Source organism: Periweissella ghanensis, from assembly GCF_918814755.1.
GTDB classification, from domain to species: domain Bacteria; phylum Bacillota; class Bacilli; order Lactobacillales; family Lactobacillaceae; genus Periweissella; species Periweissella ghanensis.
The window spans coordinates 1-18,772 of the sequence record NZ_CAKKNT010000009.1 but is presented as its reverse complement, the minus strand read 5'-3'; the positions used below and the strand labels follow the sequence as shown (position 1 = coordinate 18,772).

Below are 18,772 nucleotides of genomic sequence, written 5' to 3'. Positions count from 1 at the left end.
ATCAATATAAATGGGGCGTGAATAGTATGGTAGAAAATGCAAAAACGACAAATCCCGAGTTAATCGGCAAACTTGATGAGAAGCTAGGGTACTTATCTGATCTTCGACAAGCGATTCTTGTGCAAGACGATCGCTTAGTATTTGAATTACTTGCGCGTAAAAAATATCAAACGCAAGTGTTACAACAACCAGGCCAAAGCAATGATGATTTAGCAGAAATGGTGGCCAATTTAAAACCACAATTAAGCCACTTACTTGCTAATAAATTAATTGCATATTTATCAGTTGCCTTCCCATTCTTTTATTACAAAGAAATTGATGAAGGTGTTTACCAAATTTACTTTGGAAATTGGTGGGATCGCCGCAGTTTTGGGTATCTTGATGTCTTGGACGTTAAATTTGTTTTTGATACGACCGAATATCAAAAATTAACCGATTCAGTTGCGCTATCAAAGGACAACCAACGCTTAAATACTGAAAAAATTACCAACTTGACTAAGCAAAATGAACATTTACAACAACTAGTCGATGGCCAAAGTCAACGTGATATGCAAAAAGGTAGTTTACGAGCTCAAATTGACGAAGTTACCAATGCCCGTCAAGGCTTGTTTGCTAACGGTAAGCTAAAAGAACAACGTGATGAATTAGTGGCACACCTTGAAGAACTCCAAATTCAAGATGAAGAAGCTAAAAATGCGCGGACCCAAATTATTGAAAATAATGATCAAATCTTATTCTATTCAAAAGAAGACACAATTTTAAGTTATGAACATAAGAGTATCATGGAAAAATTTGGTGATTTTGAAGCCTTTGAAACCGCAGTGGCTCACCTTTACACCGCATATTTAGCAACCTTGATTGCCAAGGAAGAAAAGGGGGCATTTGGCGACTATGAGTAAGCAAACAAATTTACCTGCTGGGGTTTTACCAAGCCAAAGTTTGACGAATTATAATAATGAAATCAAGCAAAGTTTACAAGCTGGCTTTGAATTTACGGAACTTTTAAGTACAGTATTACAAACAACTTCACCCAGTGAACTTTTGCAGGCCATTCAAGGATTAATGAAGTTGCGCCTTGGCTCTAACCAAGTTCAATTTCCACACCAATATAGTACTGCGGATTGGTTTTTATTATTTACCACTCGCTTGCTAGAAATTAACCAAGTGACTGATTTTAGCTTAGCGAGTGCTCCCGATCATGAAGAATTAGGAGTGTTCTTAGCAGGAACTGGTACTAAAGTCCGTTATCAATTTAGTGAAGCAACCCGCAGTGGGGCTTATTTCACGGAAATTGAATCTGATAAGCAGCTCTTTTATTTAGATTTTGCGGCCCGCAAGTTGACGTTTAATAGTAAAGACATTATTGATTTCTTTATGGTGCAACCAACGACACAGATTTTACCGGCTGAAAGTGATCAAGTGATTAATGTCTTACTTGACTTTGCGGCTATCTTGGCTAAAAATCTTGAATTTGAAATTGATTACAGTATCTTGGAAACTAATAATGAATATCGTTATCAAACGGTTAGTGCGGAATTACCAAGTCAAATTCTAGATAAATTATTTATTGCATCGGCACCAGCCAATGTTTTAATGCAACCAGTTGAAAGTGGTTTTGGGGCCCGCTTAGTATTGACCGATGAGTTAGAATTACGGTTCTTACAAAGTGAAGATAATCGCCAGTTAAGTAAATATTGGCATTTTGAAGTCCTTGATGCTCAAGGTAAGGCATCATTATTGAATGTTTTAGTTAATTTCCCATTCATTCAACGGTGGTACCTTGAAAATCGTGAAGTCTTAGAAATTCAACCGGCCCAACCAACTATGGTAGCGGATGAAGTAAAAGTCGAAGTTTTACAACCACGGAGTATCTAAAGATGTTAGATACGAATGAATTATTACGGTTGTCACGTCAATATCATCGAGAATTACCCAATGTCCGCGGGATGCGGTTTCGGGGTGATGATTTACGTAAAATAAGCTACGAAAATTTGGATGTTAGCTTAGGACGCGTGGCGGATACTGCGGGTTGGTTTAAATTTTGGGATGAAAACCTAAATGTGGATCAAAACAAACTTTTAGATGATTATGTCCAAGGTTTAGATAGTATTTTATGGTTGGCCCAAATTGAACAATGGATGCACCTAGTAGTTATTGAAGCAGCTGATATCGAGAAATTGAGTAAATTTCCGCATGGCAATCTGCATAACCACTATTTAGGCTTAAAGACGATGGCGTGGAATTGTTATTTACGCCATAGCCAAGAAGATTATAAGCATTTACTCAAGTCTTATTTAAAATTAGGGTTAGTTGAATTAGAATTGGCACCCGATGCTATTATGGGCCATTTTAATGAATGCTTTAATCTTTTAATCGATGAAATAAATTAAAAGATGTTGTAAATATATTTGCGGAATCCAGCGTGAATATATGGTATGCTGAAATAAAGTTTATTTTAATACGGAGGGGTCAAGGAATGACACGTAAAATTACAGTATTAGGTAGTTTGAATGCTGATACTATCATGCATATTGATCGGTTACCAAAGCAAGGTGAAACCATGGCAATGTATGATGCCACCACAGCCCCTGGTGGCAAGGGTGCCAATCAAGCAATTGCGGCTGCACGCATGAATGCAGCTACTACATTTGTTGGTGCCGTTGGAAATGATCAAAATGGTCAAATGATGTTGGATGCGATGAAAGCAGACAATGTTGATATTACAAATATTAAAACACACGCAGAAATCGGTACTGGTTCAGCATTTATCATGCTTGAAAAAGATGGTAGCAACACGATTTTGATTCATGGTGGGGCGAACCAATCATTATCAGTGGCGGATGTTCAAAGTGCCGAAGATGCCATTATTAATTGTGATGTCTTAGTGGCCCAATTTGAAACACCATTAGAAGTGACTTTAAAAGCTTTTGAAATGGCAAAACAAAATGGCGTCTTTACAATTCTTAATCCCGCACCAGCCAAAACTGATATCCAACCAGAATTACTTGGTTTAACAGATTTAATTGTGCCTAATGAAACGGAAGCCGAAACTATTTCTGGTATTGCAGTAACTGATGAGGCTTCAATGGAAGCGAATGCGCGTAAATTCCGTGAATTAGGTGTCCAAAATTTAATTATTACTGTCGGTGCTCGAGGAGCATACTACAGTACGGTTAATGGGGCAGGCTTCGTACCGGCCTTTAAGGTTAACGCCATTGATACGACGGCAGCTGGAGATACTTTTATCGGTACCTTAGCTTCACAACTAGAATTGAATCTAAGTAATATCGGTGATGCCGTTAAGTTTTCAAATCGCGCGTCATCAATTACCGTTCAAGGCGCTGGGGCACTACCATCAATTCCTAAGCTTGCTCAAGTTCAAGCGGCTATCGAAAAAGACGTTTAAGTAAGTACTTAACGCTAAGTTCATTTAATATAAAAAGGGACGAACTTAATTAAGTTCGTCCCTTTCTATATTAACGTTTATTGTAAGAATTGATAGGCTATTTGTTGATAGATGGTAATCATCGCCTCAAATTGTGATAGTTCAACATATTCATCAACTTGGTGGGCAATACTAAATGGGCCTGGTCCTAAGAGAATCGTTTCAAATTGGTTGGGGGCTAAGACAAACTCTGAAGCATCGGTAGCCCCAGCAAATACCGTTAAGTCACTAGGATGTTGCCAAATTTTAGTAATAGCAGTTTGGGCCGCAGTAATTAAAGGTGATTGTAAAGCGGTTTTGACGGGCATAAAGCTGTTATCAATGGCTAATTCCAAGTGAGCACCATGGTCGGTGTTTAATTGATTAACCGCATCTGTTAATCGTTGGGTCACGGCTTGATTATCAAATGTTGGAATCGGCCGAATGTTACCACGTAAATAGGCGTCAGCTGGAATATTATTAATTTGTTCACCACCGTGAAAAACCGTGATACTATGGGCTAATGAACCTAAAACTTCATCCACGGGAGCATCATCAAAGAGATGGGCTTCACGATTAGCAAAGGCCACAAGCCCATTAATAGCATTAATCCCCAATTCTGGGGTTGATGAATGAACTTGTTTACCTTTGGCAGTGACGGTATAGTTAAAAGAGCCTTTATGGGCGTAGACAATTTGGCCATCGGTTGGTTCACCAACAATTAAGCCAGTTAAGTCATCGGCGTAATGGAGGGCAGTTAATTGATGGGCTCCTTGGGCACCATTTTCTTCACCAATGGTTAAAATAAGCCGAACGCGCCCGTTTAAATCAGCTTGATGGGATGCTAGCCCAATCAAGGCATAGACCATCGCAACGACCCCCGATTTCATATCGGCTGCACCACGCCCATACAGGCGCGTACCATCAATTTGAGCAGCAAACGGTGGATAATGCCAATCAGCAAGATTACCAGGTAAGACAACATCTAAATGGCCCGTTAAACCAAGGACATTGGGAGCATCTGGATTACCAATTTCAGCAATCAAATTACTACGATTAGGGGCATAGTTAATTATTTTGGCAGGGATATTATGTTGAGCTAAGGTTGATTGAATTAAGAGTGCCACGCGCTCTTCATAATCATTTGTTGTGGGAATCTGGATGATTTTTTGCAACAATAAAATCGCATCATGCATAGCAATTACCTCTTGTTAGAATAAATTAATAATACTCTAATGATATTCTAAGTTAATTAAATGTGCAAACTAAAAAAGACACCATTAGGAAAATAGGAGAAACAGAATGGAATTACCGCTTGCCTTTATTGAAAAATATACAACATTATTGAAAGATGAAGCGCCGAGTTTTTTTGCGGCTTTTGATACACCAGTTAAAAAGGCGTATCGGATTAATCCGTTAAAAGCGAATCAAGAGCTTGCGGACACTCCCGATGACGGTCGGCTTAATTACAGTCCCTTTGGCCATATTGGTAAAGTGTACGGGCATTCAATTGATCACACGGCAGGGTTAGTGTATTCGCAAGAACCGAGTGCAATGTTTGTTGGTGAGGTGGCCCATCCCAAACCCGATGAATTTGTTTTGGATCTTTCAGCTGCTCCTGGCGGTAAAGCAACCCACTTAGCAAGTTATTTACAACAATCAGGCTTACTAGTGGCCAATGAAATTATTAAGAAGCGGTCACAAATTTTAGCAGAAAATATTGAACGATTTGGGACCAAAAATACGGTTGTTACCAATGAATCACCAGCACGCTTAAGTAAGCAACTACCGCAATTTTTTGATAAAATTGTCGTCGATGCACCGTGTTCAGGTGAAGGAATGTTTCGTAAAGATCCCGATGCAATGCAATATTGGGATGCCGATTATCCAGCTAAATGTGCGAGCTTACAACGGGAAATTCTAGCTGATGCCGTAAAAATGCTAAAACCCGAAGCAGAATTAATTTACTCAACATGTACGTTTGCACCAGAAGAAAATGAGCAGATGATTGCGTGGTTATTAGATACTTATCCTGAATTTTCAATTTTACCAATTGATAAACCGGCCGGAATCGATGATGGTCGCCCTGAATGGGCTAATGGTAATCCAGACCTAAGTAAAACGGCACGGATTTTTCCAAATCACTTCAATGGTGAAGGGCATTTCGTCGCTAAATTAAAATGGCGTGCCCAAGATGTTGAGCCAGTGAAGCAAACCCTTGAGCAATCAAATTTAACGACAGACCAGCTTAAACAATGGCAAGCCTTTGCAAACGATAATTTAGTAACGTCACTTGAGGGCACGTTGTTAACTTTTGGTGATCAATTATATTGCTTACCAACGGGCATGTTAACCGTTAAAAAGTTAAGTGTTGTGCGGCCAGGTTTACACCTTGGCACGTTTAAGAAAAATCGGTTTGAGCCAAGCTTAGCATTGGGCCTTACGTTACAACCAAATGAAGTTAAGCACCATGTGACAATTACCAAAGAAGATTGGGTTAAATATGTCCATGGGGATACGGTGATGTTAGCAAGCGCACCAACAAATGGGAATGGTTGGTATCAGGTTGTTATCAATGGCAATGGGTTTGGTTTTGCCAAGGTTGTCGGCCAAACGTTGAAAAATTACTACCCGAAAGGGTTACGCTTTATTTATCGTGAACAAGCTTAGCAAGTAAGTGTGACAAACGGTCGGGCATAATCGAGAAGTGCATTAAATAACCCCCTTGAAGCTAGCTTCAAGGGGGTTATTATTGTCTTTACAAATAGCCTGTAAAGGTAATACTATTAACGGCCTTTAGTGTTTTTGTGGACTGCATGGGTCATTAAACCACCGTAAAATTTACGGGCATGCTTATCAACATTTGGTGTAACTCTACCAGAGGCTGCTGATTGTAATGGTACTGGATTAGCTTTAGCTTGCGCCTTTAACTGCTTTTTAAGCGCTTTAATCTTTTCTTCCACTAATACAAAATTTTGCTTGTTGGTGTCAGGAAGAATAATGATTTCTTTGGCACTTGCTTGGAAGTTATCAAAGGCCATTTTATTTTGCGTTTGGGCATAAAAACGGGCAATTCGTTCGGCAGCACTTTGCGCCAATTGACTATAATGTAGAGGAGTGGGGCTAAAAAGTGCGATGGTTTCATCTGGATTAGCATCATTAACCAAGATATAGTAAAAACTACCATTTAACATGAAAAAATCAGCATGCCAATTAATTAAATTGGGTGTTTCGGCGGGGATTTGTAAATCTTTAGGCACCTTAACGTGGGTTCCTAAAAGTTTTGAACTATGAATGACAAGCATATTATTAACCTATTCTGTTTTATTTAATCAGTAATAATTATAGACAAACTACACACGAGGTCAACTATAATATCGTTTAATTAGTATCAAGACTAGGAATTGATGATAATTGATGTAATTAATTGAAACATTATAAATTCAATGTTAAACTTCTAATAATAACAATGGTTTGGAGGAAACAATATGACAGGTGGGCAAATCGCGGGTTTAATTGCGGCAATTGCTTTCTTAATCTTAGTAGCATTTATTGGTGTCTTTTTACTCCGTCTAACTAAAAGTATTGGTATCGTAACTGGGGACGTTGATCAAATTTCACGGGAAGTGGAAGAAATTTTAGCAAATGCTAATGAATTATTGACTGATGTTAATGGTAAGGTTAAGACGATTGACCCGGCATTTAAAGCGGTTGGGGATTTAGGCGAATCAGTTTCAAGTTTGAATGACGCAACACGTAATTTAACAACGCGCGTATCAACCGTGGGCGCTAATACGAAGGGCTTTGCTGGCTTAGCAATCGCATCAAAGATTTCCAAATCAGCATTCCAAAGTTACCGTAATCACCGCACAAACAAAAAAAGTAAGTAAGCTAAATTACGTTAATTTTTGTCAATGGAGGAAGTAAATATGGGAAAAAAATTAGGTCTTTTAACTGGATTAGCAATTGGTGGGGCAGCAGCTTTTGCCGCATTTAAGGCGTTAACACCACAAAAACAAGAAAAATTAATTAAAGATGCACGTGAAAAAATCGATGGTATGCGTGATAGCGCCATTGATTATGCATACTATGCTACAGATATTGTGGAAGACATGCGTGATCAAATTCAAAAGCGCAAAGATGAAGATGATCACTATAGTGATTTAGTTGCTAAGTCACAAGAATTGGCTGAAAAAGCTAAGGAAAAAGCGCAAGGTGTAGTTAGTGACGTCAAAGAAAAACTCAGTGGTAAAGATGAAGAGGCTACTGACGATGAAAATGATGACATTGACTTAGATTTAACTGCTGAAGATGTTGCTGATAAGGCAACTTTACCAAAGACAGAAGATGTCAAAGCCGCCTTTAAGACAGAAGACGATGTTAAGGTTGAAGTATTGGAACCAACTAAACCAGCAGCACCAAAAAAATAACTGCGATATTTACTATGAAATGGTTGATTGTTTATGCAATCAACCATTTTTTAGTGCTAATTTGCTATAATTGTAAAGCATAGCTAGTCTATGAGGAGAAGTTATACATTTCAAGCATGATAAAATTTCGCTATAATTAATGCTGGAAACTAATTTGGGAGCATGATGAAATATGAAAATTGCTTATAAATCTGATATCGGAAAGTTACGCAAAACTAATCAAGATTTTGTCGGAACTTTTATTAATAAATTAGGGTATAAGTTTGCCGTCGTGGCTGATGGTGTTGGTGGTCAAGCGGCCGGTGATGTAGCATCAGCCATGGCCGTCTTACATCTTGGTAATCAATGGGAATTATCCCAAATTGATACGCCGTTAGCCGCACGCGAGTGGTTAATTAATCAAGTGAAGGCTGAAAATTCGGCCATCTTAGAGGCATCAGAACGGTTTCACGATTTAAAAGGGATGGCAACAACTTTGGTTGCGGTGATGCTTTTTGATGATGAATTGGTGTTTGCCAATATTGGTGATTCACGTGGTTACATCTTACATAACGGCGAATTTAAACAATTAACAGTTGACCATTCGTTAGTTAATGAACTATTAATGACTGGCCAAATTTCAGAAGAAGCGGCTAAGTTACATCCAAATCGGAATGTCATTACCCGTTGGTTAGGGGTTGATGATGATGCCATGTTAGATGTCATCAAATATCATGCCCAAGCTGGGGATGTCGTTATGTTAAGTACGGATGGCTTGACGAAATTTGTCAGTGATAAACAAATTGCCATGATTTTACAAAAAAAAATCTCGTTAGAAGAGCGAGTTGATAGCTTAATTGAGCATGCTAACGCAGCTGGTGGGCGTGATAATATAACCGTTTTATTAATTGAACGTGAAGAAGAGGTAATTTGATTATGATGCCAAATCAATTAATTGGAGGCCGCTACCGCATTATGCGGACGCTTGGCGAAGGGGGCATGGCTAACGTTTATTTAGCCCACGATTTAATTTTAAATCGGGATGTCTCAATTAAAACTTTACGGCTTGATCTGTCAAATGATGAAAAAACCATTAATCGTTTTCGCCGTGAAGCCTTGGCGGCCACAGAGTTAACGCATCCAAACATTGTCGATGTTTATGACTTTGATGAAGAAGACGGGATGCAATATTTAGTAATGGAATATGTTGATGGGATGGATTTAAAAACCTATATCAAACGAAACTTCCCGATTCCATTACAACAAGTTATAAAAATTTTAAAACAAGTTTTATCCGCGGTAAGTGAAGCCCACAAGGCCGGGATCATTCATCGTGACTTAAAACCACAAAATATTTTGATTGATAACCAAGGGAATGCCAAAATTTCTGATTTTGGCATTGCTATGACTAACTCGGAATTGGGGATGACACAAACTAATACTATTTTTGGGTCAGTTCACTATTTATCACCGGAACAAACCCGCGGGGGAATGGCGACAGATAAATCAGATGTCTACTCATTAGGAATAATTTTGTATGAAATTTTAGTTGGCAAGGTTCCCTTTGCTGGTGAAAATGCCGTTGCAATTGCGTTACAACATTCGCAAAGTCAAATTCCATTAGTCCGCGATTTTGATGATAGTATTCCGCAAGCATTAGAAAATGTCGTGCTCAAAGCAACGGCTAAAGACCCAGCTGAACGCTATTCTTCAGTTGACGCGATGCTGATTGATTTACGAACGTCACTAGACGCATCACGAATTATGGAACCGCGTTTTGTACCGTCAAAAATTGATAACGATGAAACACGGTTGATTCCGATTAGTGAAATTCAAGCAGCCCGGCAAAATAAGACGCCAGATAATAGCCATGAAGCTGAAAATGTGGTCCCAGATGAACCGGAAAAAACACCTAAAAAAGGCCGTAAACGTTGGTTATGGATTGCTTTAATTGTAATCATTTTAGGTGGTATTGGCGGTGCATTTGCAATGATGCGCCATGATAATGTGGTGGTGCCTAATCTTGTTAACAAGAGTCAGGCTACTGCGGTTGCCTTAATCCAACATGACGGTTTAAAGGTCGGAGCAATTACTAAAGCATCATCGGCGAATGTTGATAGTGGGGATGTTATTAATTCTGATCCGAGTGCCAAAAGTATCGTGCGACGGGGCACAACGATTAATTTAGTGATTTCGAGTGGTAAAAAATTGCAACGTTTCGGAGATTATACCGGTGAAATGTTTGATGATGTATCCAAATCGTTAACATTAAAAGGATTTGATGTCCAACAAAAATCACAATCATCAACTGATGTACCGTCAGGTCAAATCATTAGTCAAAGTATCAATGCTGATAGTAAAGTTGATCCTGAAAGTACCACGGTAACGTTCACTGTTAGTTCAGGTCCACAGACGGTGATTGTTCCTGATTTTACGAATCAAGATGTAACGGTATTTTATAATTGGGCGAACCAAAATGGGATTAAAATTTTACAACCTAATACGACTAGTTCAGATACTGTTGCCACGGGTAAAGTAATTTCGCAAACAATACCAGCGGGGCAAACCGTCACCGTTGGTGAAACCATGCAAGTGACTGTTTCAAGCGGTAGCGATGAAAAGGCCAAAGATGACTCAAGTACGGCTAGCTCAACTTCGAGTTCATCAAACCAAGCAAGCGTAACACCTTCAAGTAGTTCGCAAATGACGTCATCAAGTAGTCAAAGTCCGGTAAAGAAAAGTAGCAGTTCAACTAAGTAAGATGCTTAGCAAAGGGCTAAACCTTTGATCGAATGTGCGAAATGCACCTATTTTATGGTAAAATTTAAGTTTAGTAGCACATGGAGGTGTGACGTGGTTTCATTTTGGAAAAAAAATAACGAAACAGCAACAGCTGAATGGGAATTGGATTTAGACCATATTCCTGAACACGTTGCCATCATAATGGATGGGAACGGTCGTTGGGCACAACAACGGCATTTGCCGCGTATTGCAGGCCACAAAGAGGGCATGAATACTGTCAAAAAAGTAACAAAACTCGCAAGTGATTTAGGGATTAAAGTATTAACTTTATACGCTTTTTCAACGGAAAATTGGAAACGTCCGGAAACTGAAGTTAGTTATTTGATGGGGTTACCGATTAAATTTTTTGATACCTTTGTACCGGAATTAATTGAAAACAATGTGCGCGTTGAAGTAATTGGCTACATTGATCAATTACCAAGTGCGACACGCGTAGCAGTTGAAAACGCGATTGAACAAACTAAAAATAATACGGGCATGGTGTTAAATTTTGCCTTGAACTACGGTGGTCGTGCTGAAATTGTCACGGCAGTCCAAGAAATTGCGACTAAAGTTCAAAATGGGACGCTCCCAGTTGAAGCAATTACCACGGATTTGGTTAGTCAGTCAATGATGACAGCTAAGCTTGGTGAATATCAAGATCCGGATGTGGTGATTCGAACAAGTGGTGAAATTCGCATCAGTAATTTCTTGCTATGGCAAGTGGCTTATAGTGAATTTGTCTTTTTAGATACACATTGGCCAGATATGGATGAAACAAGCTTTAAACAAGCCTTAGCAGAGTATCAACAACGAAACCGTCGCTTTGGTGGTTTAAAGAAATAGATTTAGGAGAATTTTATGAAAACTCGTGTAATAACAGCGATTGTCGCGTTATTAGTCTTTGTACCCTTATTATTTATTGGGGGCATTCCGCTAGAAATTTTGGTGGTCTTATTAGGGCTTGTAGCAGTAAATGAAATCTTAGTGATGCGTAAAAAGCTTTTGATTTCTTTTGAAGCAATTCTTAGTAATTTAGCGGTAATTGTGGCGGTACTACCAAGTTATTACTGGCCTGCTAAAACACCATTGCTGTTGCAACAACAAACTTTACTATACATCTTTATTTTATTGATGTTAGCCCACACGGTTGTTAGTAAAAATCATTTTACTTTTGATGATGCAGCGGTAATTATTTTATCGGTTTTTTATATCGGTTTTGGCTTCCACTTCTTCATTACTGCGCGTAATATGCCAGGTGGATTGGCAACCTTATTCTTTGCATTGTTAATTGTTTGGGTTACTGATTCAGGAGCTTACTTGGTAGGCCGAAAAATTGGTAAAACTAAGTTAGCACCCCGTATTAGTCCTAACAAAACCTGGGAAGGTTCGATTGGTGGAACGGTCATTTCGATTATTGTTTCGGCAATTTATTTAAAATTTTTCCCACAAGCATATGATTGGACAGTCATGCTTATTATTGCGGCCTTAGCATCTGTGGCCGGACAATTTGGTGATTTGATTGAATCAGCCTTAAAACGCTTCTATAACGTTAAAGACTCTGGGAAAATTTTGCCAGGTCACGGTGGGATTTTAGATCGCTTTGATAGTCTTCTAATTGTGTTGCCGGTGCTTTATCTTTTAGGGGTAATTTACTAAACCGAAAGAGGAAAAAAATTTGCAGAATACACTTTTAACGATTATTACGTTTATCTTTGTTTTTGGAATTTTAGTTTTTGTTCATGAATTAGGTCACTTTTTCTTCGCTAAGAAATCAGGAGTGTTAGTGCGTGAATTTTCAATCGGGATGGGTCCTAAATTAGTCGCATTTCGGCGGGGAACCACAAGTTATACAATTCGGATTTTACCAGTCGGTGGGTACGTACGGATGGCCGGTGCTCAGGAAGATGAAAGTGATGAACTGCAACCTGGGACGATGGTTACCATCCAAATGAATGATGCTAACCAAGTGATTCGCTTAAATGCAAGTCAAAAGAAGCAAACTTTATTTCAAGGGATTCCTGTGCAAATTAGTGAAGTCGACTTAGTTGATGGTTTATGGATTAAAGGTTACGAAAATGGTGATGAAAGTGAAATTAAAACCTTTGCTGTTAATCATGACGCGACAATTATTGAACCCGATGGGACTGAAGTACAAATTGCGCCAAAAGATGTGCAATTTCAATCAGCTAAATTATGGCAACGGGCGTTAATAAACTTTGCTGGTTCTTTGAATAACTTTATTTTGGCGGTGGTAGTTTTTGCAATTATCGGCTTAATGCAAGGGTTTGTACCAAGTAATACCACGACGTTAGGCCATGTGGTTGAAAATTCAGTGGCACAAAAAGCCGGCTTAAAAGATGGCGACACCATTGTCAAAGTTGCTAATCACCCAGTAAAAAATTGGACTGAATTGCAAACCATGTTACAAAGTCGCCCCGGTAAAGCAACGGCGTTAGTTGTCAAACAAGGGTCAACAACGAAAAGCCTGACATTAACCCCCGCCACAGTCCACAGTAATGGTCAAAAATTTGGTCAAATTGGGGTGGAACAGGTTATTAAACGTGGCGTTGGCGATCGGTTATTGTATGGCTTTACTGGCGCATATACAACGGCAGCTAATGTCTTACATGCCTTAGCTAATTTATTCCATGGGGGCTTTAGTTTAAATAAACTCGGTGGCCCCGTGGCAATTTTTGCTAATACTGAACAAGCAGCGAAAGCAGGCTTCATTTCCGTCTTATTACTCTTAGCCTTCTTAAGTATTAATATTGGAATTGTTAATTTATTACCGATTCCGGCTTTAGATGGTGGTAAATTGTTATTAAATTTGGTTGAAGCGATTCGTCGTAAACCACTCTCAGAAGACAAAGAAAATATGGTGCAGATTGCAGGGTTTATTTTCTTGATGTTATTAATGTTAGCTGTTACTTTTAACGATGTAATTCGTTATTTTATTAAATAAATTAAGTTAAGGGGTATTGTTTATATGAAACAATCCAAAGTTTTTATTCCAACTGTTAAGGAAACGCCAGCTGATGCGGAAGTTATTTCACATCAAATGATGATTCGGGGGGGATACATCCGTCAAGTTACGGCCGGAATGTACGCCTACTTGCCATTGGCACAACGTGTGATTAACAAAATTAATGCGATTATTCGGCAAGAAATGGAAGCAATTGATGCCATCGAAATGATGACGCCAGTTGTTTTACCAGCCGATTTATGGCGTGAATCTGGACGTTATGAAACGTATGGTGCAAATTTATTCCGGTTAAAAGACCGGCATGATCGAGACTTCATTTTGGGACCAACCCATGAAGAAACATTCACGCAATTAATCCGTGATGATATTAAGTCATATAAACGCTTACCATTATCACTTTACCAAATTCAACCTAAATACCGTGATGAAAGTCGTCCACGTTCTGGTTTGTTACGCGGTCGTGAATTTATCATGAAGGATGCGTACTCATTTGCCAGTGATGAAATGGGACTTGATAAGACATACCGTGCCATGGAAGGTGCCTATGTAAATATCTTTGACCGTGTTGGCTTGGACTACCGGGTTATTGTTGGTGACGGTGGTGCTATGGGTGGTAAAGATTCTAAGGAATTTTCTGCCGTTGCCGCAGCAGGGGAAGATATTATTGCTTACTCAGATGCCAGTGATTACGCAGCTAACCTTGAAATGGCCAAGGACTACTACCGCAGCAATAAAGCACTTGATGTGCAAAATGCTAAAGAAGAAGTCCCAACACCGGATGCCCACACCATTGAAGAAGTGGCAGCCTTTTTGAATGTTGCCCCAACACAAATTATCAAAACAGTCGTCTTTATTGCTGATGAACAACCCGTGATAGCCCTTGTTCGTGGTGATTATGAAGTTAATGATGTTAAGTTGAAGAACTTCTTAAATGCTGATTCCTTAGAATTAGCAACTGAAGAAGATACGCAAAAATATTTGGGAGCTAAATTTGGTTCTCTTGGTCCGGTTGGCGTTAGTGAAGATGTTCGTATAATCGCGGATGAATTCGTACAAGATATTGTTAATGGGGTGGCCGGAGCTAATAAAGATGGCTTCCACTTTACAAATGTTAATTACGGCCATGATTACCAAGCAAATGATGTTCTTGATATTCGGATTGCTAAGGAAGGTAATCTTGATCCTGAGGGTAAGGGTCACTTGGTATTTACTAAGGGGATTGAAATTGGACACATCTTCAAATTAGGAACGCGTTACTCAAAAGCCTTAGGCGCCCAAGTTCTTGATGAAAATGGTCGTCAAAAAGATATTATTATGGGTTGTTACGGTATTGGAGTTTCACGTTTGCTTTCAGCAATTGCCGAACAACAAGCCGATGAAAATGGTCTTGTTTGGCCAGCTGCAATTGCCCCATATGATATTCACATTGTACCAATTAACAACAATGATGAAGATCAACAACGAGTGGCAACCACGGTTGAAAACACATTAGTTGGTGCTGGTTTTGAAGTATTAGTTGATGATCGTAAGGAACGACCAGGAGTAAAATTTGCGGATTCTGATTTAATTGGCTTACCAATTCGGGTTACTGTTGGTAAAAAAGCTAATGAAAATATCGTTGAAGTTAAATTACGTAAGACTGGTGAAACAATTGAGGTTCGCGTTGAAGAAATTCAACAAACAATTGAAATTTTACTTAAGTCATCTGCAAAATAAAACAAATAAAAAACGTCTGAAATTTTCAGACGTTTTTTATTTGTTTAACCGGTAATATTGCGGAATTCGTAGTTGCTTTCATGAAAATTATGGGTTGTAATATTAGCATATGGTGCAAAGAAGTAGCTATCGTCAGCTTTCCAACGTTGATAATATTGTGGGCCATTCCAAACAGTTAAAACAACATAGTTATTATTATCGCTTTGACTACGCTTTAAAAGGTAGACGGCACTAAGGCCATCAGCTTTAGGACCTGAAAACCAACTATTAATACGGCGTTCAAAGAGATTTAAATATTCTGGGTAAATGGTAAGATAGTTATAATTAAAGAACCCATGCCAATTGATGTCACCACAGGAATTTTTAACGTCATAGCCAACGCCAGACTTAAAAATATTATCGGTTCCGGTAATATCAAGTAATTGGAGGTTCGAAGTGTCAGCACCATTTGGCGCTAACGTTACAAATTTGTGGTCTGGAAATTCAGCGGTAATATTTTTAAGAATTTCTTTTGACCCATACGTCACATAAACTTGTTTAAGCATGTTAAATCCCCCTATGAATTATATGCATCTTAAGTATAGTCTAAAATTTATCAAAAGAGAAGAAAGAGGTTAAAATGAAATTAACAGTAATTGGAGCTTGCGGTGGTTATCCAGCTAAAGGGCAAGCTACTAGTGCATTTTTGTTGCAAAGCCAAGGATTTAATTTATTAATTGATTGCGGTAGTGGGGCGTTATTGGCGTTACAAAAAGTTTTATCACCCCTCCAACTTGATGCAGTATTATTGACCCATTTTCATGCTGATCACGTTGCTGATGTTGGGGTTTTACAACATTTTTGGCAGTTAGCACCGGGGCCTAAAAAAGTCCCAATCTTACCAATCTATGCTAGTAATCAACAACCAGAAAATTTTGATAAATTAGATTGGCCGGCGTCAACCGTTAAACGAGCACTTGATGTGACAAAACCAATGCAAATTGGGCCATTCACATTAACATTTTTTAAAACAAAACATCCCGTTGAAACGTATGCTGTTCGGATAAAAGAAGCCGGTAATTGCCATGAATTAGTGTATACTGCTGACACTACGTTGTTTGATGGTTTAAATGATTTTATTGCGGGGGCCGATGTCTTGTTAGCCGATACAAATTTCTTAGCTAATCAACCTAACCCCCGTTGGCATTTAACAACAACCGAAACAGCAATGCTTGCAAATACTGGGCATGTGAAAAATGTGATTTTAACGCATTTACCTCCATTTGGGGACATCGATGCCTTAAAACGTGAAGTTGTTGCGGCATTAACCCCAGACATTAGGTTAACGATTGCCCAAGAAGGCTTAATATGTGAAATTTGATTCATGTAAGCCCAATAAACATTTAAAAAAATATTACTAATAAGGTTTACAATTCATTAGTTTAGCGATTATAATGGGCTTAAGTTATTAATAGTTACATTGAGATTAAACAAAATGGGGGGGTAATCTTATGGTAGTAACATTATATAGTTCATCAAGTTGTACATCTTGTCGGAAGGCACGTAGTTGGTTAGTGGAGCATGATATTGAATTCGTAGAACGCAATATCTTCAAACAACCTTTATCAAAAGAAGAAATTAAGGGGATTCTTCGATTGACTGAGGAAGGAACGGAAGAAATTATTTCGACTCGTTCAAAGGTGTTTACTGACCTTAAAATTAAGATTGATGATTTAACACTTAGTGCTTTAGTAGACTTGATTCAAGCAAATCCAGCAATTCTAAAGCGGCCAATTATGTTAGATGATCGGCGTCTTCAAGTTGGATATAACGAAGATGAAATTCGTTTGTTCTTACCACGTCATGTACGTAAGGAAGAACTATTCCAAGCACAACTTTTAGATCGAATGGCTTAACCAAATTAATTAAGTATAATAAAAAGTTACAGTATTTGGTCTTGATAGCCGAGTGCTGTAACTTTTTTACTTTATACTTACCCGGATTTTTAATATAATATAGTGATAAACCGGGCGAAAGGTAGTGATAATATGAAATGTTCCCGCCTAAGTGAACATGTTTTACAAATCACTCTTGCAGGAGATGATTTAATTAAGTATGGTATCAGTATCGTTGAAATTGTACGTGGTGAAGTTGAGATGGAAACGATTTTTGAAGCCATTTTCAGGGACTTAGATGAAGAGAATCAACAATTTGACATTAAACAAGTTGCTATTCAATTTGAAGAAAAAAATCAAATGCAAATTTTCTTAAGTAATACCGATGATGAAAATGGCTTACAATCCTTTGTGGTTTCACGAAACTTAGAAGCGCAAAAGAAATTTTTCTCGGCTGATGATGATACATTTGAACTCGAAAGTGCCTTAGATTTCAGTGCTGATGATGAAGCAGATGATAACTTGTTTGCTGAATTGAGCCATATTGCGGCTGCAAATGAACATGAAGTCCGTCGTAGCGTTGAAAAAGGGATTTATTCACCGGTGTTTGTTTTCAACGATTTTAACGATTTAATTTTATTAGCACAAAATTTTGTGTTCGATGAAGCGGTAAGTGATTTATTTAAATATAATGATCACTATTATCTAACATTAGATTTTGAATATGAAAATGCGATTTCAGCTAAAGTTGCCAAAACCATGTCATATGTCCTTGATTATGCTGATGTGGCGCGTAATGTAACCAAGCCAATGTTAGTTGAACAAGGTGAACACATTATGAAAGATGTGGCCATTGAGTTATTACGATACTATTTTAAAGCGTAGCAATACGCTTTTTTTGTGCCATTTTTTACTAACGGCCGTAAATTACTAAATAAAAGGTCAGGTATAGGTATGTTGTATGCTTTAATGGGGCGTAAATTAGTGCGTGCTGACAAAATTAGCCGCCGTCAGCAAAGTTTTCATTGTCCAGGTTGTGGGGCTGAGGTTCGCTTAAGACAAGGTGCGATCAATGTGGCCCATTTTGCCCATGTTAATAAGCAATGTGCATATGAAAGTGAAGCGGAATCCAATGAGCATTTATTAGGCAAAATGCAATTGTATCAATTGGCTAGTCAATTAGGTCCAGCCCAAGTAGAGGTGATTTTTCAAGCTACCAAGCAACGCGCCGATGTCGTTTTAACGTATCAAGAGCACAAATTTATTTTAGAATACCAATGCAGTCCGATTAGCTCAAATCAAGTTAGGCAACGGACACAGGCGTATCAAACTCTTGGTTATGAGGTTATTTGGTTATTAGGTCCTAAATATCAACAAACTAAAGTCAGTAAGCAACTGATTGCAAAATTTAAAGGAAATTATTTAATTTTTTATAATACCCACACGCAAAAATTTTTTTTGCAATATAACTTGTGACTGCTAAACTAAAGTGAGCCATTTTTAGTCAATAAATGTATACCAAAAATAATCAATAACATTGAGCCACCTCAATCAATTAAAATTAAGAGTATTTAATTTTAAT

20 protein-coding genes are annotated in these 18,772 nt (G+C 38.3%); 17 read left to right on the top strand and 3 right to left on the bottom strand.

Annotation, left to right across the window (positions count from 1 at the left end):
• The first annotated feature begins 26 nt into the window (after nt 1–26).
• The 4 genes from LQZ76_RS04310 (at nt 27) to rbsK (ending at nt 3,406) form a co-directional block, all read left to right on the top strand.
• Complete coding sequence (locus tag LQZ76_RS04310; protein WP_230098537.1) at nt 27–899, top strand: DUF3450 domain-containing protein; 873 nt, start codon at nt 27–29, stop codon at nt 897–899.
• Complete coding sequence (locus LQZ76_RS04305; protein WP_230098536.1) at nt 892–1,875, top strand: hypothetical protein; 984 nt, start codon at nt 892–894, stop codon at nt 1,873–1,875. The genes LQZ76_RS04310 and LQZ76_RS04305 overlap by 8 nt, the downstream gene beginning before the upstream one ends.
• Before the next feature lie 2 nt (nt 1,876–1,877).
• Nucleotides 1,878–2,390: a hypothetical protein gene (locus LQZ76_RS04300; RefSeq protein ID WP_230098535.1), complete on the top strand. Its 513-nt coding sequence runs from the start codon at nt 1,878–1,880 to the stop codon at nt 2,388–2,390.
• Between the two features lie 86 nt (nt 2,391–2,476).
• Entirely contained in the window at nt 2,477–3,406 is a 930-nt protein-coding gene (gene rbsK, locus LQZ76_RS04295) for a ribokinase (protein WP_230098534.1), read from the top strand.
• Nucleotides 3,407–3,483: 77 nt separating this feature from the next.
• Here rbsK and LQZ76_RS04290 read toward each other — a convergent pair whose 3' ends face one another.
• A complete protein-coding gene (locus LQZ76_RS04290) occupies nt 3,484–4,620 on the bottom strand; it encodes an ArgE/DapE family deacylase (protein ID WP_230098533.1) in 1,137 nt (378 codons plus the stop codon).
• A gap of 106 nt (nt 4,621–4,726) precedes the next feature.
• Between LQZ76_RS04290 and LQZ76_RS04285 the strand changes: the two genes are divergently transcribed.
• On the top strand, nt 4,727–6,094 hold the full coding sequence (locus LQZ76_RS04285; RefSeq protein WP_230098532.1) for an RsmF rRNA methyltransferase first C-terminal domain-containing protein: 1,368 nt from the start codon (nt 4,727–4,729) through the stop codon (nt 6,092–6,094).
• A 116-nt stretch (nt 6,095–6,210) separates the two neighbouring features.
• Here the strand turns inward: LQZ76_RS04285 and LQZ76_RS04280 are convergent, their stop codons facing one another.
• A complete protein-coding gene (locus tag LQZ76_RS04280) occupies nt 6,211–6,729 on the bottom strand; it encodes a hypothetical protein (protein ID WP_230098531.1) in 519 nt (172 codons plus the stop codon).
• Between the two features lie 183 nt (nt 6,730–6,912).
• Here LQZ76_RS04280 and LQZ76_RS04275 point away from each other — a divergent pair, with 183 nt between their 5' ends.
• The 8 genes from LQZ76_RS04275 to LQZ76_RS04240 all read left to right on the top strand — a co-directional run bounded on the left by LQZ76_RS04275 (nt 6,913) and on the right by LQZ76_RS04240 (nt 15,316).
• Nucleotides 6,913–7,314: a DUF948 domain-containing protein gene (locus LQZ76_RS04275; RefSeq protein ID WP_230098530.1), complete on the top strand. Its 402-nt coding sequence runs from the start codon at nt 6,913–6,915 to the stop codon at nt 7,312–7,314.
• A gap of 39 nt (nt 7,315–7,353) precedes the next feature.
• Nucleotides 7,354–7,854, top strand: coding sequence for a hypothetical protein (locus LQZ76_RS04270; protein ID WP_230098529.1), 501 nt, complete (start codon nt 7,354–7,356; stop codon nt 7,852–7,854).
• Between the two features lie 172 nt (nt 7,855–8,026).
• Nucleotides 8,027–8,767, top strand: a complete 741-nt coding sequence (locus tag LQZ76_RS04265; protein ID WP_230098528.1) for a Stp1/IreP family PP2C-type Ser/Thr phosphatase — start codon at nt 8,027–8,029, stop codon at nt 8,765–8,767.
• 2 nt (nt 8,768–8,769) lie between these two features.
• Nucleotides 8,770–10,593 carry a Stk1 family PASTA domain-containing Ser/Thr kinase gene (gene pknB, locus LQZ76_RS04260; RefSeq protein ID WP_230098527.1) on the top strand — a complete coding sequence of 608 codons (1,824 nt, stop codon included), beginning with the start codon at nt 8,770–8,772 and terminating at the stop codon, nt 10,591–10,593.
• A gap of 93 nt (nt 10,594–10,686) precedes the next feature.
• Complete coding sequence (uppS, locus tag LQZ76_RS04255; protein WP_290368166.1) at nt 10,687–11,460, top strand: undecaprenyl pyrophosphate synthase; 774 nt, start codon at nt 10,687–10,689, stop codon at nt 11,458–11,460.
• Nucleotides 11,461–11,475: 15 nt separating this feature from the next.
• Entirely contained in the window at nt 11,476–12,273 is a 798-nt protein-coding gene (locus tag LQZ76_RS04250) for a phosphatidate cytidylyltransferase (RefSeq protein ID WP_230098526.1), read from the top strand.
• 19 nt (nt 12,274–12,292) lie between these two features.
• Nucleotides 12,293–13,579, top strand: a complete 1,287-nt coding sequence (rseP, locus tag LQZ76_RS04245; RefSeq protein ID WP_230098525.1) for an RIP metalloprotease RseP — start codon at nt 12,293–12,295, stop codon at nt 13,577–13,579.
• A gap of 24 nt (nt 13,580–13,603) precedes the next feature.
• Nucleotides 13,604–15,316: a proline--tRNA ligase gene (locus tag LQZ76_RS04240; protein ID WP_230098524.1), complete on the top strand. Its 1,713-nt coding sequence runs from the start codon at nt 13,604–13,606 to the stop codon at nt 15,314–15,316.
• Nucleotides 15,317–15,360: 44 nt separating this feature from the next.
• On the opposite strand, the gene LQZ76_RS04235 is transcribed toward LQZ76_RS04240, so the two are convergent.
• Complete coding sequence (locus tag LQZ76_RS04235; RefSeq protein ID WP_230098523.1) at nt 15,361–15,861, bottom strand: hypothetical protein; 501 nt, start codon at nt 15,859–15,861, stop codon at nt 15,361–15,363.
• 74 nt (nt 15,862–15,935) lie between these two features.
• Here LQZ76_RS04235 and LQZ76_RS04230 point away from each other — a divergent pair, with 74 nt between their 5' ends.
• The 4 genes from LQZ76_RS04230 to LQZ76_RS04215 all read left to right on the top strand — a co-directional run bounded on the left by LQZ76_RS04230 (nt 15,936) and on the right by LQZ76_RS04215 (nt 18,666).
• The gene (locus LQZ76_RS04230; RefSeq protein WP_230098522.1) at nt 15,936–16,676 is read left to right on the top strand and encodes an MBL fold metallo-hydrolase; all 741 of its coding nucleotides are present in this window, start codon (nt 15,936–15,938) and stop codon (nt 16,674–16,676) included.
• A gap of 130 nt (nt 16,677–16,806) precedes the next feature.
• Entirely contained in the window at nt 16,807–17,211 is a 405-nt protein-coding gene (gene spx, locus LQZ76_RS04225; protein ID WP_230098521.1) for a transcriptional regulator Spx, read from the top strand.
• A 132-nt stretch (nt 17,212–17,343) separates the two neighbouring features.
• Entirely contained in the window at nt 17,344–18,075 is a 732-nt protein-coding gene (locus LQZ76_RS04220; RefSeq protein ID WP_230098520.1) for an adaptor protein MecA, read from the top strand.
• 84 nt (nt 18,076–18,159) lie between these two features.
• Nucleotides 18,160–18,666: a competence protein CoiA gene (locus LQZ76_RS04215; protein WP_230098519.1), complete on the top strand. Its 507-nt coding sequence runs from the start codon at nt 18,160–18,162 to the stop codon at nt 18,664–18,666.
• Nucleotides 18,667–18,772: the final 106 nt, after the last annotated feature.

Coding starts and splice junctions, on each gene's coding strand:
- LQZ76_RS04280 (WP_230098531.1), bottom strand. CDS start 6,729: ATGCTTGTCATTCATAGTTCAAAACTTTTAGGAACCCACGTTAAGGTG.
- LQZ76_RS04235 (WP_230098523.1), bottom strand. CDS start 15,861: ATGCTTAAACAAGTTTATGTGACGTATGGGTCAAAAGAAATTCTTAAA.
- LQZ76_RS04250 (WP_230098526.1), top strand. CDS start 11,476: ATGAAAACTCGTGTAATAACAGCGATTGTCGCGTTATTAGTCTTTGTA.
- LQZ76_RS04300 (WP_230098535.1), top strand. CDS start 1,878: ATGTTAGATACGAATGAATTATTACGGTTGTCACGTCAATATCATCGA.
- LQZ76_RS04240 (WP_230098524.1), top strand. CDS start 13,604: ATGAAACAATCCAAAGTTTTTATTCCAACTGTTAAGGAAACGCCAGCT.
- pknB (WP_230098527.1), top strand. CDS start 8,770: ATGATGCCAAATCAATTAATTGGAGGCCGCTACCGCATTATGCGGACG.
- rbsK (WP_230098534.1), top strand. CDS start 2,477: ATGACACGTAAAATTACAGTATTAGGTAGTTTGAATGCTGATACTATC.
- LQZ76_RS04275 (WP_230098530.1), top strand. CDS start 6,913: ATGACAGGTGGGCAAATCGCGGGTTTAATTGCGGCAATTGCTTTCTTA.
- LQZ76_RS04215 (WP_230098519.1), top strand. CDS start 18,160: ATGGGGCGTAAATTAGTGCGTGCTGACAAAATTAGCCGCCGTCAGCAA.
- LQZ76_RS04310 (WP_230098537.1), top strand. CDS start 27: ATGGTAGAAAATGCAAAAACGACAAATCCCGAGTTAATCGGCAAACTT.
- LQZ76_RS04230 (WP_230098522.1), top strand. CDS start 15,936: ATGAAATTAACAGTAATTGGAGCTTGCGGTGGTTATCCAGCTAAAGGG.
- LQZ76_RS04265 (WP_230098528.1), top strand. CDS start 8,027: ATGAAAATTGCTTATAAATCTGATATCGGAAAGTTACGCAAAACTAAT.
- LQZ76_RS04270 (WP_230098529.1), top strand. CDS start 7,354: ATGGGAAAAAAATTAGGTCTTTTAACTGGATTAGCAATTGGTGGGGCA.
- spx (WP_230098521.1), top strand. CDS start 16,807: ATGGTAGTAACATTATATAGTTCATCAAGTTGTACATCTTGTCGGAAG.
- LQZ76_RS04305 (WP_230098536.1), top strand. CDS start 892: ATGAGTAAGCAAACAAATTTACCTGCTGGGGTTTTACCAAGCCAAAGT.
- LQZ76_RS04220 (WP_230098520.1), top strand. CDS start 17,344: ATGAAATGTTCCCGCCTAAGTGAACATGTTTTACAAATCACTCTTGCA.
- LQZ76_RS04290 (WP_230098533.1), bottom strand. CDS start 4,620: ATGCATGATGCGATTTTATTGTTGCAAAAAATCATCCAGATTCCCACA.
- LQZ76_RS04285 (WP_230098532.1), top strand. CDS start 4,727: ATGGAATTACCGCTTGCCTTTATTGAAAAATATACAACATTATTGAAA.